Source organism: Bremerella volcania, assembly GCF_007748115.1.
GTDB lineage: Bacteria > Planctomycetota > Planctomycetia > Pirellulales > Pirellulaceae > Bremerella > Bremerella volcania.
Map to the genome: position 1 here is coordinate 3587592 of NZ_CP036289.1, position 14910 is coordinate 3602501.

10 protein-coding genes are annotated in these 14910 nt (G+C 59.5%); 6 read left to right on the forward strand and 4 right to left on the reverse strand.

What is annotated here, in order from left to right:
- Positions 1-311: 311 nt before the first annotated feature.
- Both recQ and Pan97_RS14360 read right to left on the reverse strand, forming a co-directional pair.
- The gene (gene recQ / locus Pan97_RS14355) at positions 312-2504 is read right to left on the reverse strand and encodes a DNA helicase RecQ (RefSeq protein ID WP_144973639.1); all 2193 of its coding nucleotides are present in this window, start codon (positions 2502-2504) and stop codon (positions 312-314) included.
- A 257-nt stretch (positions 2505-2761) separates the two neighbouring features.
- Entirely contained in the window at positions 2762-3922 is a 1161-nt protein-coding gene (locus Pan97_RS14360; protein ID WP_144973641.1) for an AraC family transcriptional regulator, read from the reverse strand.
- Positions 3923-4138: 216 nt separating this feature from the next.
- Between Pan97_RS14360 and Pan97_RS14365 the strand changes: the two genes are divergently transcribed.
- Positions 4139-5287 (forward strand): Gfo/Idh/MocA family protein, encoded by a 1149-nt coding sequence (locus tag Pan97_RS14365; protein WP_144973643.1) that lies wholly within the window; start codon positions 4139-4141, stop codon positions 5285-5287.
- 184 nt (positions 5288-5471) lie between these two features.
- Here Pan97_RS14365 and Pan97_RS26300 read toward each other — a convergent pair whose 3' ends face one another.
- Complete coding sequence (locus Pan97_RS26300) at positions 5472-5645, reverse strand: hypothetical protein (protein WP_165698765.1); 174 nt, start codon at positions 5643-5645, stop codon at positions 5472-5474.
- Positions 5646-5887: 242 nt separating this feature from the next.
- Between Pan97_RS26300 and Pan97_RS14370 the strand changes: the two genes are divergently transcribed.
- The 5 genes from Pan97_RS14370 to Pan97_RS14390 all read left to right on the forward strand — a co-directional run bounded on the left by Pan97_RS14370 (position 5888) and on the right by Pan97_RS14390 (position 11757).
- Entirely contained in the window at positions 5888-6421 is a 534-nt protein-coding gene (locus Pan97_RS14370; RefSeq protein WP_144973645.1) for a shikimate kinase, read from the forward strand.
- Between the two features lie 96 nt (positions 6422-6517).
- Complete coding sequence (locus Pan97_RS14375; RefSeq protein WP_144973647.1) at positions 6518-7891, forward strand: DUF5690 family protein; 1374 nt, start codon at positions 6518-6520, stop codon at positions 7889-7891.
- Positions 7892-7908: 17 nt separating this feature from the next.
- The gene (locus Pan97_RS14380; RefSeq protein ID WP_144973649.1) at positions 7909-9072 is read left to right on the forward strand and encodes a TIGR03364 family FAD-dependent oxidoreductase; all 1164 of its coding nucleotides are present in this window, start codon (positions 7909-7911) and stop codon (positions 9070-9072) included.
- Positions 9059-9856, forward strand: a complete 798-nt coding sequence (gene phnX / locus Pan97_RS14385; protein ID WP_144973651.1) for a phosphonoacetaldehyde hydrolase — start codon at positions 9059-9061, stop codon at positions 9854-9856. Before Pan97_RS14380 ends, phnX begins: the two co-directional genes overlap by 14 nt.
- Positions 9857-9864: 8 nt before the next feature.
- The gene (locus tag Pan97_RS14390) at positions 9865-11757 is read left to right on the forward strand and encodes a metallophosphoesterase (protein ID WP_144973653.1); all 1893 of its coding nucleotides are present in this window, start codon (positions 9865-9867) and stop codon (positions 11755-11757) included.
- Here Pan97_RS14390 and Pan97_RS14395 read toward each other — a convergent pair.
- A complete protein-coding gene (locus tag Pan97_RS14395) occupies positions 11748-14906 on the reverse strand; it encodes an efflux RND transporter permease subunit (protein ID WP_144973655.1) in 3159 nt (1052 codons plus the stop codon). The two genes, Pan97_RS14390 and Pan97_RS14395, sit on opposite strands and share 10 nt — an antisense overlap.
- Positions 14907-14910 lie beyond the last annotated feature (4 nt).

Here is a 14910-nt window from a genome sequence, read left to right on the forward strand (position 1 = left end):
GGGCTTGGCACCCGGAAGCGAGATTGCTTCATCGGGTGTACGTGCAATTTAGAGGACTAGCGCTTCAGTGAGATAGTGCGCGCGGAAAAAAATTTTTTGACCACGGATGACACGGATGGAAATGAATCGAGAACGGGTACCAACTTCGCACTGCCGGGGGCGGCAGTGGCACCCACATACCATTTCTCTTCTATCCGTGGTCATCTGTGCCATCCGTGGTTGGTCTTCTCTTTTTGCATTTGAGAAGTTGGTACCCGGTTTGCCCTTCACCCTGGCTCTCTTCCCATCGGGGCGAGGGGACTGGAGGCTTGTTAGGGGGATTCGCGGTTTTGGAGACAGGCTACCACGATGCGGATTTCTTCGTAGGTGACCTCTTCTCCCAGGTGTTCGTACACGGGGCGGAGGGCTCTTAGGCCGCACTCTTCGATGGCGGCTTCGATGCGGCGGGCCGTTTCGCCGGTGACCCAGGCCGTGGGATCGTCGATCTTCTGCTCTTTGATGAACTGTTCGAGGTAGCCTTGGACGGTTGAGTTGGCCCGCTCGATAATCGCGGCGACTTCGTCCACCGTTTTCCCTTTGGCGAACAGGGTGAACGCGTCCTTCAGTTTCGGCGATTGATTCTTGGGGGCCTCACGGCGCGGGGCAGCAATGACCTCGGTTTCCAGCGCGTCGACTTCAACCCCTTCCGCCTGACAATAGTTGGCGATGTGCTTGGTGAATGCCTCGCCGTAGTCCTGGCACTTCTTGTCGCCGACCCCTTTGATCAAGCGGAAACTTTCAATCGTCGAGGGGCGATGCCGAGCCATCTCGCGAAGCGAACTGTCGCCAAAGACGATATACGCCGGGATGCCAGCCTCTTCGGCCTTCTCGCGGCGAAGCGATCGGAGCGACTCGAACAATCCGCGATCGACTCCCTCCCAGTCGTCCCCCTTCCGCTTCCGTTTCGGCTTGTCTTCAGCATCGCCATCGGGCTTGGTCAGCTTCGGCGTGACTTCACCCCGCAAGAGTTGGCGACCACTTTCGGTGATCTTCAAAACGTTGAACTCGCCGGTCTTGGCCAGGAAACGCTGCCCGGCGAGTTGTTCGATCCAGGTGCGTACCGCGCGGATGCTTTGATCTTGCAACAGCCCGTAGGTGCTCAGCTCGTCGTGCCCCAGTTCCAGCACGCGCTTGTCCCGCGAACCGCAGAGCACTTTGGCGTTGTGATCCGCCCCGAAACGTTCGCCTGTGCGGACGATGCAGGACAGAATCTTTTGCCCCAGGATGAGGCCATCTTCGACCAGGTCGACGGTGCCCAGGCAGACGTCGCACGCTTCGCACTCGGCCTCTCCCAGGTCTTGGCCGAAGTAGCTGACGAGCATTTTGTGGCGGCACTCGGTGCCGATGCAGAAATGGTCGAGCGCTTCGAGCGAATGGAACGCCGCCTGCTGCGCGGTGTCGGGCAGGTCCCCGAGCATTCGCTTCCAGGTGACCAGATCGCCGCTGGAATAAAGCAGCACGCACTCGGCTTCCAGGCCATCGCGACCGGCGCGGCCACTTTCCTGCTGATAGCTTTCCAGCGACTTGGGCATGCCGGCATGCACGACGTATCGGACGTTCGACTTGTCGATCCCCATGCCGAACGCGACCGTCGCGACGACGACGTCGGCGCGCTCTTGAATGAAGTCCTCTTGATGCTTCTGACGCTCCTCGTCGCTGAGGCCTGCGTGATAGGGCAAGGCCTTGATGCCGACGTCGTTCAGCTGCTGGGCGATCGACTCGACGTCGGTTCGACGAATGCAATAGACGATGCCGGACTCGTTGGCATGCCGCGACACAATCTCTTGAATCTGGGCGAAACGATCTTTGCGGCGTTGGATGCGATAGACCAGGTTCGGACGATCGAACGAGCCAACCAGCATCTCGGGATTGACCAGGCCTAGCTGCTGGGCGATGTCGCTGCGGACGCGCTGGGTCGCCGTGGCGGTGTAAGCGTGAATGCCGACGCCGGGGAAGCGATCTTTGAGCATCCGCATCATGCGGTACTCGGGGCGGAAGTCGTGTCCCCATTCGCTGATGCAGTGCGATTCGTCGATGGCAAAGAACGAGACGTCGACGCTGCTTAAAAAGTCGAGCGTACGATCGGAAAGCAGCCGTTCGGGGGCCAGGTATACAAGTTTCGTGTCGCCGCTGCGAATGTCGGCGGCAATCGAACGCCGCTCGGCTGGGGTGACGGTGCTGTTGATGCACGCCGCGCGAATGCCGCACGCGGTCAGGGCATCGACCTGGTCTTTCATCAGCGAGATCAGCGGTGAAGCAATCACCGCGACGCCAGGCTTGCAGAGGGCTGGTACCTGGTAGCAGAGCGACTTGCCGCCGCCGGTGGGCATGACCACGACCGAGTCGCGATCTTCAAGGACCGACTCCATCGCCTCGCGCTGCAAGGGACGAAACTGCTCGTACCCCCAGTACTTATGCATGGTCGCCAGCAAATCTTCGGTACTGGCTGGCGACGTTGAATCCATGAGTTTTGCCCGAAGCGCGAGAACCGAAACATCACCCCGCGCGATCCGTCCTTCGCATCGCCATCAGCGAGGAACGTTTAGTGTAGAGGCGCTGATTCCAGGAGGCAACCGTGGCGGATGGAGGATGAAGAGACAGGGTGGCCTCTAGGTGCCGCAGGCACGCTCTCTCTGGTCCCCTCTCCCCATAGGGGCGAGGGGACAGGAGAAGAGTATATCCCCATCCAGATTCAGTTGCACAGACGGATGCAATTGCACAGCTAGTTCGGTTGAACCTTGCGGCGATAGGCGGTTGGCGAGAGGCCCGTCTTTTTGCGGAAGGTGGCGCTCATGTATTCGACGTGTTCGAAGCCGGCGCGGTCGGCGATGTCACCGATGCTTAAATCGGTGTCGTGCAGCAGTTGGCGGACTTTGTCGAGACGCTGGTGTACGATCGCTTCGTGGGGCGTTTGGCCGGTGATCTGCTTGAAGCGGTACTCGAGAATTCGGCGCGTGCTATCGACGGCCTTGAGCACGTCGCCGACGTTGATGCCGTCGCACGCGTGTTCGCGAATGAACTGCATCGCCATGCCGACCAGCGGGTCTTCGGTCGCCAGCACGTCGGTCGAGCGGCGCGTGGCGATGCCCAGCGGCGGGATCAGCTTCTTCATCTCTTTGGGCGTTTGCCCTTTCATCATTTGATCGAGCAGCTTGGCGGCCTCGAAGCCGGTGCGGCGGCTGTCGGGAATGACGCTGGATAACGGCGGCGAGCAAAGATCGCACAACAGGCGATCGTTATCGACCCCGATCACGGCGACTTGACGCGGCACGTCGATCTCCAGTTCTCGACACGCTTCCAACAACAATTGACCACGAATATCGAAGCAGGCCATGATGCCGATCGGCTGCGGCAGACGTTCGATCCAGCGGTCGAGCTTCTGGACGTTCTTGGGGGTCGAGTTCTTCCCATCTTCACCGGTCGGAAGATCGAGCACGTGACAACCATGGCCATGCGCGGCGAGCGCTTCGACGAAAAACTTCTCGCGCAGCTTGCTCCACGCGAAAGTGCTATCGCCGCAGAAGGCGAAGTGGGCGAAGCCGCGCTGCAGAAGGTGCTCGACCGCCATCTGCGAGATGGCCTTGTCGTCGGTTTCGACCCACGGCAGTTCCGGCATCAAGCGGGCAGCACTAACGTCGACGATCGGGATGTTGAGCGGCTTCAGCGCGGCGGCAATCTCCGGCGTTTCGACCCGCGCGATGATGCCATCTCCATTCCACTGCTTGAGCCACTTCGGCGGCGTCGCACCGCGACCTTGCTCGGGTAGGAAGATCGACCAGCGCTGGTACTCTTCCATGTATCTCACAACGCCATCCAAGAGCCCCCGGGCATACTCATTGGAGGTCTCGATCAATAGAGCGACCTCTTTGCGAGGTTGAATCATGGTCGTCCTCGGAGATGAAAAGCAGCTGGTGTGAAAATTGAAAAGGGAACCGAGGATCATTATGATAGTCGATTTATGGCGGCGAATCCCCCCAGCTTGTGAAATACCTATTGTTTAGTGCAAGTTTTCTCATAGCATTTGCGCGTCATTTCTGCTCTGCTGAATGGAGTAAGGCATTGCCATTCACCTCGTCTAGTCCCCTCCAGGTAGATTCCAATGAGCGAAAAAGTTATTAATGTCGCGATGATCGGTTTGGGTTTTGGAGCCGAGTTCATTCCCATTTACCAAGCTCATCCCAATGCTAACGTTTACGCCCTCTGCCGCCGTGACGAAACTGCGCTGAAGAAATCGGGGGACATGTTCGGTATCGAGAAACTGTATACCGAATACGAAGACGTCCTGGCGGATCCGAACGTTGACTTCGTTCATATCAACTCGCCCATTCCGGACCATGCCTGGATGTCGCTGAAGGCGCTGGATGCCGGCAAGCACGTCATGTGCACCGTGCCGATGGCCACCACCATCGACGAGTGCCGCCAGATCGTCGAGAAGGTCGCCGAAACCGGCCTGAAGTACATGATGGCCGAAACGGTCGTCTACAGCCGAGAGTACCTGTTCATCAAGCAGCTTTACGAATCGGGCGAACTGGGCAAGGTCCAATACATGCAGGCCTCGCACCCGCAAGACATGGAAGGCTGGCCGGAATATTGGGAACGCATGATCCCGATGCACTACGCCACCCACGTGGTCAGCCCGGTATTGGGTCTGGTCGATGGCCTGGCCGAGTACGTCAGCTGCTTCGGTTCAGGCAGCATCAGCAACGAACTGGCCCAGAAGTCGGGCAACCCCTTCGCGGTTGAATCGTGCCACATCAAGATTAAAGACAGCGACATCTCCGCTCAGATCTGGCGATTCCTGTTCGATACGGCTCGTCAGTATCGCGAAAGCTTTGACGTCTACGGCACGAAGAAGAGCTTCGAATGGTCGCTCGTCGAAGGGGAACCGCACGTGCTGCACACGGCTAAGTTGCCGGAACCAGAAATCGCGTCGCACGTCGAGATCCCGGACTTCGCTCACCTGCTGCCGGAACCGATCCAGAAGTTCACGCAGTCGATCGAAGACGCCGCGCACCTTTCATTCATTCAAGGGGGCGGTCACGGCGGCTCGCACCCGCACCTGGTCCATGAAATGATCAGCGCGTTGATCGAAGATCGCGATCCGATGCCGAATGCCGTCACGTCGGCCAATTGGACCTGCGTCGGCATTTGTGCCCACGAGTCCGCCATGAAGGGTGGCGAAATCGTTCGCCTGCCGGAATTCACGCTGCAGAAGCCGAAGGCCCGTAAGACGGTTACCGCTTCCTAAGCAACCCGATCCGTTCCGTCCACCCAGCGGACAGTTGAAGCCTTCCTTGGGAGGCTTTGGCTGTCCGTTTTTTCGTTCGAACAGCGAAAGAGAGAAACGCTTTGAAGACCGCTGGAGTTGTGCAAAGCGTTTCGAGTTCATTCAAGCGGTCGAGCGGTTCTCGATCGCTTAGGAGAGCTGCGGCCTAAACGGCCAGAGCTTTACCGATCACGCCAGCTTGTCGCTGGAAACATTCGCTGCGGCGAAGAAATCTGGCTTTGGCCGGAACGCTGTGGGTCAGCGTCGCCAGGCGGCGGTACTTGTCGGCGAGAGCCATTTTCACGGCAACTTTGTTTTCGATCTCGGTCTTTTTGGTCATATAGAACGATGCCTCAGGGACATGCTTAATGGATTCACGCGAATCCGAACCAGCTAATTTTAATCTCGTCTGGGGCGAAGCTCCTATCCCTCTTTGAATGTCAGCCGCGAATTTCGGGAAGTCCCCGAATTCTCAGCCGATTCCCTCTCATTTCCCCGTGCCAAGGGTTGGCAAAAAGCCGAAGATGACGTGAGATGAAAGGAACGATTTTACGCAAACGTCTCCTCCTCAAATGAGTCTCTATGACAGTCGAAGCTGGAACCAACGTCACGTTGATCGGGATGCCAGGCTCGGGCAAAAGCACGATCGGGGTCGTACTGGCCAAACGGATCAACCTGCAGTTCGTCGATACCGACCTCATCATCCAAACCAGTCAGCAGCGGACGCTACAGCAAATCATGGATGCCGAAGGCTTCGACCGATTCTGCCAGATCGAGGAAAACGCCGTGCTGAGCCTGGAGGTCGACCACCACGTGATCGCCACCGGCGGAAGCGTTTGCTACGGGGCGGAAGGGATGGCCCACCTTAAGCGGTTAGGGCGGATCGTCTTTCTGAAGACCAGCCTGCAAACCCTCGAGCAGCGTTTGTCGAACATGGCAACGCGCGGCATCGCCCTGAAACCGGGGCAAAGCCTGGAACATCTGCTCAACGAGCGGAACGAGCTGTACGAAAAGTACGCCGAGATCACCATCGAGTGCGACGGTCTGAACGTCGAACGCATTTCTGAACGGATCGAAGCGGCCCTCTCACGAGCGGTCCGGCCGACGTCAGAATAAGGAACTGTGAAGGCGAGGGGAAAAAGGTCAATTTAGTTGACGCATAGGGTCATCGTCGCGTGAGGGGGGCATTTTGCATAATGAGGGCTCGTTCGAATGACGATTCCCACTCGCCTGAAGACAGCCGTGACCAACCCGCACTCCCCCGAAAATCGCGAAGCAGCACCTAGTCGCTGGTCGGTTATTGCCACGGCCGCGGCGGCCGGATTTCTGACCTATTTCGCCATGTACGCGTTTCGCAAGCCCTTCACGGCGGCGACTTACGCGGGCGAAGGCCTCTGGGGAAGTGGTATCGAGCTGAAGACGTCGTTCGTCATCGCTCAGATCATCGGCTATGCGCTGTCGAAGTATCTCGGAATCGATTTCTGTACGCGAATCCCCGATCGCTTCCGCACCCTGGCGCTACTGGCGCTGATTGGGCTCGCCGAGTTGGCGTTGGTACTGTTCGCCGTGCTGCCGACGCCTGGCAAGGTGTTTGCCATCTTCCTCAACGGCCTCCCCCTGGGATTGGTTTGGGGGCTGGTCGTTCGCTACCTGGAAGGACGACGCAGCAGCGACCTGCTACTGGCGTGCTTGTGCTGCTCGTTCATCGTTTCGAGCGGCGTCGTGAAAGACGTCGGTCGGGCATGGATCGGCGTCGGGGTCGACCCGTACTGGATGCCAGCAGTCACCGGGCTGTGTTTCCTGCCCATGTTTCTGCTGGCCCTGGGCATGCTGATGTGTTTGCCGGCTCCGGATGAAGCGGACGTTCAGTCGCGTTCGAAACGGGGGGAGATGTCCGCCAGCGATCGCTGGTCGTTTGTCCGCACGCAGTGGAATACGCTGTGGCCCCTGCTCCTCTTTTACATGGGTCTGACGGCGTACCGCGACTTTCGCGATAACTACTCGGTCGAGATCTTGAACAAGCTGGGCTACGCCGAGGCACCTGCGATCTTTTCGCGCATGGAACTCCCGGTCGCTTTGCTGGTAACCCTGGCGCTGGGGGCGTTGATCCTCGTACAGAACCACCGCCACGGATTGATGGCCATCTATAGTTCGATGATCCTGGGCATGGCGATCATCTTTGCCTCGACGAGTATGATTTACGCCGGAATGATTTCAGGGCTGACTTGGATGATTCTGGTCGGACTCGGCAGCTACCTGGCCTACGTCCCTTTCAATGCCGTGCTGTTTGAACGACTCGTCGCCCTGCGCGGGGCCGGCAGCGCGGTGTTCGGAATCTATTTGGCCGACGCACTCGGGTATACGGGAAGCATCGGCGTTCAACTTTATAAAGACCTGGGAGCCGACTCCCTCGATCGCCTGACCTACTTTCAGCACTTTTCCTTTGCCCTGTCGGCTTGCGGAATCTGCTGCCTGGTGATCAGTGGTCTGGCGATCTTGATCGGGCAACGCAAACGGGTCCTTAGCCAGAACAACAGCTCACAGCCTTCGGCGTGTCCCCAAGCCGCTGAAGTTATCTCGCAATAGGAACGAAAGTCATTCACATGCATTACGATTTGATCGTCGTCGGTGGCGGCATTGTCGGTCTGGGCCATGCCTGGGCGGCCGCGAAACAGGGTCAGACGGTGGCCGTCTTCGACAATAACCCGCGCGCCGAAGGGGCAAGCATTCGCAACTTCGGCATGATCTGGCCCGTTGGTCAGCCAGCGGGAACGCAGCGGGCACTCGCGTTGCGCAGCCGTACTTTGTGGCGAGAACTGGGCGCCGCGGCTGGCTTCCCGGTACACGAGTGCGGATCGCTCCACCTGGCTCATCACGACGACGAACTGGCCGTGCTCCAGGAGTTTGCTCCCTCGACGGCTGCCGACGGTCTCGATATTGAACTGGTTACGCCCAGGCAAATTGCCGACCTCACGCCGGCTGCCAACCAGGCGGGCTTGAAGGGTGGTCTCTATTCGCATACCGAACTGCGGGTAACCCCTCCGACGGCGGTTAGTTCGATTTCGGCCTACCTGGCCGACGCGCACAACGTGAAGTTCCATTTCGATTCCCCGATCATCAAGGTCGATTCGGGCGAGGTCACCAGCTCCCATGGACAGACCTGGACGGCCGAGCGCATCGTCATCGCGACCGGTGCTTACTTTCAGCATCTGTTTCCTGAAGCCCACCAGGCCGAACGGCTTCTGATTTGCAAACTGCAGATGATGCTCACCGAAGCCCAGCCTGCCGGGTGGAATCTCGGTCCGCATATCGCCAGCGGACTGACCCTCCGTCACTATCCTTCGTTCCGCGATTGCCCTTCGTTGGCCGCCGTCAAACAGCGGTTCGCGGAAGACTCGCCCCAACTCGATCGCTATGGCATTCACGTGATGGCCTCGCAGGCCGATAACGGCGGCTTGATCCTGGGTGATTCGCACGAGTACGGGGACGATATCGAACCGACCGACAAGGCCGAGATCGACGCGCTGATGCTCGAGGAACTTCAAAAGATCATGAACGTTCCTAACTGGAACATCACCCGGCGCTGGCACGGCTTGTACGCCAAGCACCCGACGCAAATGTGTTTCGTGTGCGAGGTTCGCCCGGAAGTTCTCGTCGTCAATGGTTTCGGTGGCAACGGAATGACCCTTTCCTTGGCCTTCTCGGAATCGATCATCCATCGCTGGCGAAATTCCGCACAATGGGAGGTGCTTCATGGAACCAACTAACACGGCAATCGAAACGTCGGCTCGCCTGGTCATCTTCGATTGGGCCGGCACCATGATCGACTTCGGCTGTCAGGCCCCGGTCGAGGTCTTGCTGGCACTATTTGAGCAGCGCGGCGTACCAGTGAGCACCGCCCAGGCTCGCGAACCGATGGGTGCCGCCAAACGGGATCATATCGCCGCGATTCTGGCGATGCCGGAAGTGGCGGATCGCTGGGAAGCCAGGTTCGGCGCGCGGCCGGTGGAAGCGGACGTCGATGCGATCTATGCCGACTTCCTTCCGCTGCAAAAGCAGATCCTCAGTCAGCATGCCGGCGCGATCCCAGGCGCCGTGGAGGTGCTCAATCAATTGCATGAGCAGGGAATTCAGATCGGTTCCACCACAGGCTACACGCGTGAACTGATGGACGTGCTGCTGCCGTTTGCGATCAGCCAGGGGATCACGCCCGACTATGTGCTGACCTCGGACGAAGTCGCGCAGGGGCGCCCTGCCCCGGACATGATTCAGAAGATCATGTCTCTGTCCGGCATCACCGACCCGGCCCAAGTGGTCAAAGTCGACGACACGCCGGTCGGCATCACCGCCGGCAAACGAGCCGGCTGCGTGACCGTCGCCCTGGCGGCTTCCGGAAACGAGCTAGGTTTGACGCAAGCCGAGTTTGAAACGCTTTCGCCGGAAGAGCGACACGAAAAGCTCGAGCCGATTCGCGTGATCTTCCGCGAAGCTGAAGCCGATTTCGTCATCGACACCATTGCCGATTTGCCTGCCATCCTTCCCCAGATCTAACGACTGCCATGACTCACTTGATTCCACGGTTCGTCCTTGCTTTCGCCGTCCTCCTGACGGCTGCTTCCCACATTTGCCAGGCCCATGAAGGCCCCGATCCGTTGGCACGCTGGCGGTTTGATTCGCAGAGCATCGCCGCCGAAGGAGATGCCACCACGCTACGTGCCCGTCGCGGCCCTGACGGGACCGTACTGGGCAAGCATCAGATCATTGGCGAAAAGTACGAAGAGGCGATCTTCCTCCCTGGCGAGAAGTCGGGCATCGTTGTGGCAGAAGATCACAACCAGGCCGCGCGCTTCTTACCGAAAGAATCACTTACCGTGTCAGCCGTAGTTTCGATCGATCGCGGGGAAAAGTGGGGCGGCCTGGTGGGGGTGATCCAGGACAACGGCTCCAGCGAAGCAGGCTGGTTGCTGGGTTACGATGAATCGACCTTCGCCTTCGCGCTGCGTGGCGAGATGGGCCCTGGCAGTCTGACGTACTTGCGGGGGACCACCAAGTACGAGCCTGGCAAACTGTATCACCTGGTTGCCGTGTACGATGGCAAGACGATGGAGCTCTACGTGAACGGCAAGTTGGATGCGGAAAGCACCGCGCAGTCCGGCCCCATTCATTACCCGGCGAAAGCTCCCTTCATGATCGGGGCCTATCGCGATGACAACGAGTTCTACGGTCATCGCGGGCGGATTCGCGACGTGGTACTGTACGACCTGGCCGCCAAGAAGGCCTGGGTCGAGCATGACTACGAGCACAACGCCGACCTGGCCAAGCTTCCCGCGGTGGAAATCCACGAACCGCTCGCCTTCGTGATCGATCCTTACCTGCAGTTCGGCACACAAACGACAATGACGGTGATGTGGCGATCGAATCGCCCTGCCATGGCCACGCTATGCTACGGAGAAACGGCCGACTGCCAGCAGCGAATCGATGTGCGTGACCTCAAAACGATTCATGAAATCCGCATCGAGAACCTTCAGCCCGAGACGCAATATTTCTATCGCACCGAGACGCGCCTCGTGGAAGACGGAGAACCTCTTCTGAGCGAAGTGGCAACGTTTCAAACGGCCGTCAACAGAGAAACGCCGTTCGCGTTCGCGGTGATCAGCGATACGCAAGGGAACCCGGCCGTCAGCGGCAAACTGGCCGGGTTTGCCTGGGAGCAGCGTCCCAGCTTTTTACTGCACCCGGGCGACCTGGTTTCCAACGGCCCGGATGACTCGCACTGGACGCAGCACTTCTTTCCGAGCATGAATCCGCTGATCCGCCACGTGCCGTTCTACCCGGTTCTGGGAAACCACGAGCGAAACGCCCAGTACTACTACGACTATGTCTCGCTTCCCAATCCCGAGTACTACTACACGTATCGATTCGGCAATGCCCAGTTCTTCATGATCGATACCAACCGCAACGTCGGCCCCGATTCCGAGCAGTACGCCTGGTTAGAGAAGCAGCTTTCCGAATCGGATGCCACTTGGAAATTCGTCTGCCACCATCATCCCCCCTACACCTCCGATGAGGACGATTACGGCAATCTCTGGAAGACCAACAAAGGGACGCGCGGCGACGTCAAGGCTCGGCAGTTGGTCCCCCTTTACGAGAAGTATCACGTTGACATCGTGTGGAACGGGCATATCCATTCCTACGAACGCACCTGGCCGATTCGCGAGAACAAAGCGGTCGACGGGGGCGCACCGGTTTACATGATCACCGGCGGGGGTGGCGGTCACCTGGAAACGCCCGGCCCCATTCGCCCCTTCTTCATGAACACCGTTCGTCGCGGCCATCATTACGCGATGGTTCGGATCAACGGATCGAACCTCGAGTTTCAGGCCTACGATCTCGACAACCGTCTGTTCGATCAGATGGTAATCGAAAAGAAGGCGGACTCAGATCAGGAATAAACGGCCACGCCGTCGTGTTGAAAGCTCTCGGCTGAAGTGCTCGTCTCGGTTTGCTTGGCCCGCTTGCAGGGCAGCCGCAGCGTCGCCGGGTTGGCCATCACCATGTGCGCGGTGGGGACGAAGGTCAATGCCAACAACGTCGCGCCCACCACGCCGCCAGCGATCGAAACGGCCAGAGGCGGCCAGAACCCACCTCCCGACATCACCAGCGGCAAGAAGCCCACGACGGTCGTGGCCGTGGTTGCCAAAACGTGCCGGGTGGCTCGCATGACGACCTCGCGGACGGCAATCGGATCGCCAGCTTTTGCCTCGTCGTTTTCGCGCAGCGCGGCCAGCACCACGATCGAGTCGTTGATCGCGATCCCCACCAGACCCATCGTGCCGACGATGGCCATGAAGCCGAAGGGATAGCCAAAGATCCACAAGGCGGCCAGACCCAGCCCGACCGAGAAAAAGCCGACGGCGCCAATCAGCGAGGCGGCCCGGAACGAGCTAAACGAGAGCACCAGCGTCGCGACCATCAACACCATCAGCACGCCGACGCTGGACATCAAGTTGCCCACCGCCTGATCGCGCCCGTTCGCTTCGCCTCCCAATCCCATGCGGTATCCAGCGGGAAACTCAAATCCGGAAGCCGCGAGGCGGTCTTCGAGCTTCGTCAGAACGATCGAAGGAAGCACGCCTGCTTGGACGTATGCTTTGACCTCGTTCATCCGCAGGTTGTTCAAGCGCGTCACCGCGGAGATCTCTGGCTTCAGCTCTAAGGAACCGACCGCCGAGAACGGAACGGTGTTCAGCTTGCCTTCGTGAGCCATGCCGGGGACCACCAGGTCGAGCGAAGCGATATCGGCCAGGCTCGCGCGATACGACTGCGGTACGCGGACGCGAACGGGTAGCTCTTCCGTTTCTTCGAGGATGGTTCCCCCCAGGGCCCCTTCAGTGGAAGCCGCCAACTGCTGGGCAACCTGGGCATGGCTCAGCCCTGCCAGACGTGTTTTCTCTTCGTCCAGCACCAACGCGAACTTCGGAAGGTCGTCTCCCAGGTCGCTTCGCGTGTGCGTTACCTCAGGGATTTGTGCCAGTTCAGCACGAACGCGTTCCCCGAGTGCACGCAGGACTTGAAGGTCCGGGCCGAACAATTGCAATTCGACCGGGGCATCGAACGGCGGCCCTTGTTCCAACTGCCTCGCCAACACGCGAGCTTCCGGTACGAACTCGTCGAACTCTTGCTGTAGCGCGTTGATCACCTCGGCGGCCCTTTCGGCCGATTTCAACTGCACGATGGCTTGACCATACGGCGCGTTGTTCTCGCGGCGGCGGACGATGTTGTAGTAAAACGACGGGGCGCTCTCCCCTAAGATCCAATCGATGCCGGTGACTTCTGGGTGTGTTTTGGCAATCTGACTGATCTTGCGGGCCGTCTGCGCAGTGTGATCGATCGACGCCTGCGGCGGTAGTTCCAGTTCGATCTGAAATTGATTGCGATCGGCCGGCGGGAAGAACTGCTCCGGCAGGTGCCTGGCCTGCACGAATCCAACAATCGGCAACACGACCGAAAGCCCAATGCTCAAGAGAGGTCGAGCCAATAAGAAATCGAGCGTATTGCGCCACGCGGCGGCGAGCCGGGGGCTTTCCAATCCAATGGTCCACCAGTGGTGATCGCCATCCTGCTTCGAGTCGACAAACAGCGCCGCCAAGGCCGGGGTCACGGTCATTGCCAGCAGAAACGAACTGCCGATCGCAAGCATCACGCTGATGGCAATCGTGCCGACGAATTCACCCGCCGGGCCCGGCATCAGCGCGATCGGAGCGAATGCCAGCCCGGTGGTCAACGTACTCCCCAGCAGCGGAATCGCCAGGTGACGTGCGCTGCTGGCAACCGCATGCGCGGCGTCGTCCCCTTCTTCCATTCGCGTTTTAACCTCGTCGACCATCACGATCGCGTTGTCGATCAGCAGGCCCAGCGCGATGATGAGCCCTGTGATCGACATCTGGTGCATGGGAATCTCCATGAACCGCATGCCGGCCAGTACCATGAAAGCCGAGAGCGGCAATGCCGTGCCGACCACGATGGCACTTCGCCAGCCCATCATCACCAGGATGACGCTGACCACCGCCGCGCCCCCGATGGCCAGGTTCCACAACAAGTTGGTCAGGCGGGCCTCGACGTAGGGACTTTGCTCGAACATGCGGGACAGTTCCACTCCCTTGGGAAGTTCCGACTCGAACTGCGTGATGACTTGCTGCGCGCTGGCGTTCCAGACGTCGAGTCGGTAGTCGCTGCGCACGAGCGTCCCCAGCGTCACCGCGGCCTGGTCGTCGACGATGGCCATCTGCCGTGGCGGCTGGGCGATTCCCTTGCTCACGCTGGCAATGTCACCCAGGCGAACGAACTTGCCGTCCTGGCCATACTGCACCGGCGTTTCGGAGATGCGATGGATCGAGTCCAGTTCGCTATCGACTTCCATCAGAAAGTTGGACTGCGACGAACGAACCTGGCCGGCCGATAGCTTGGCATCGCTGGCCGATAGATGCCGGGCAACGTCCGCCGCCGTGAGACCGATGCTGGCCAACTGCGCGGGATGGACCTCCACCGAGATCTCCTCTTCCGGCTCGCCGAACATCTCGACGTCTTCTGTCCCCGGCACGCTTCGCAGGCGATCTTCCAATTGTTCGGCCAGCCGCAACAGGATCGCGTAGCTTGGTTCGCCCTGTTGAGTCCATTTCAGGGCGACGATCGAGGCATAGGCCTTGGTGGTGATCAGCTCGATGTCAGGCTCGCCGACTCCTTCGGGGAAACCAACCTGGGCGTCGTCGAGCTTGTCGCGAATGCGGGACCAGATCTCCCCCACCTCGTATACATCGTCCCGCAGTTCGATCACCATCGAAGAAGCCCCGGCGCGGCTGGTCGAGCGGATCTCTTTGATCTCTTCGACTTCCTGTAGTTCTTCTTCCAGACGATCGCTGACCAGGACCTCGACCCGGTCGCCGCGCGCCCCGGGAAACAGGGTCGTTACGATGGCGAAACGCGGCGTGAGCGTGGGATCTTCTAGCCGCGGCAGCACGAAGTACGAGGAGAGCCCCGCCACGATGATGACCGCAATGGTCAGGACCAGCATCCGTTTGTCACGATAGAATGCGTTGAACATGGAT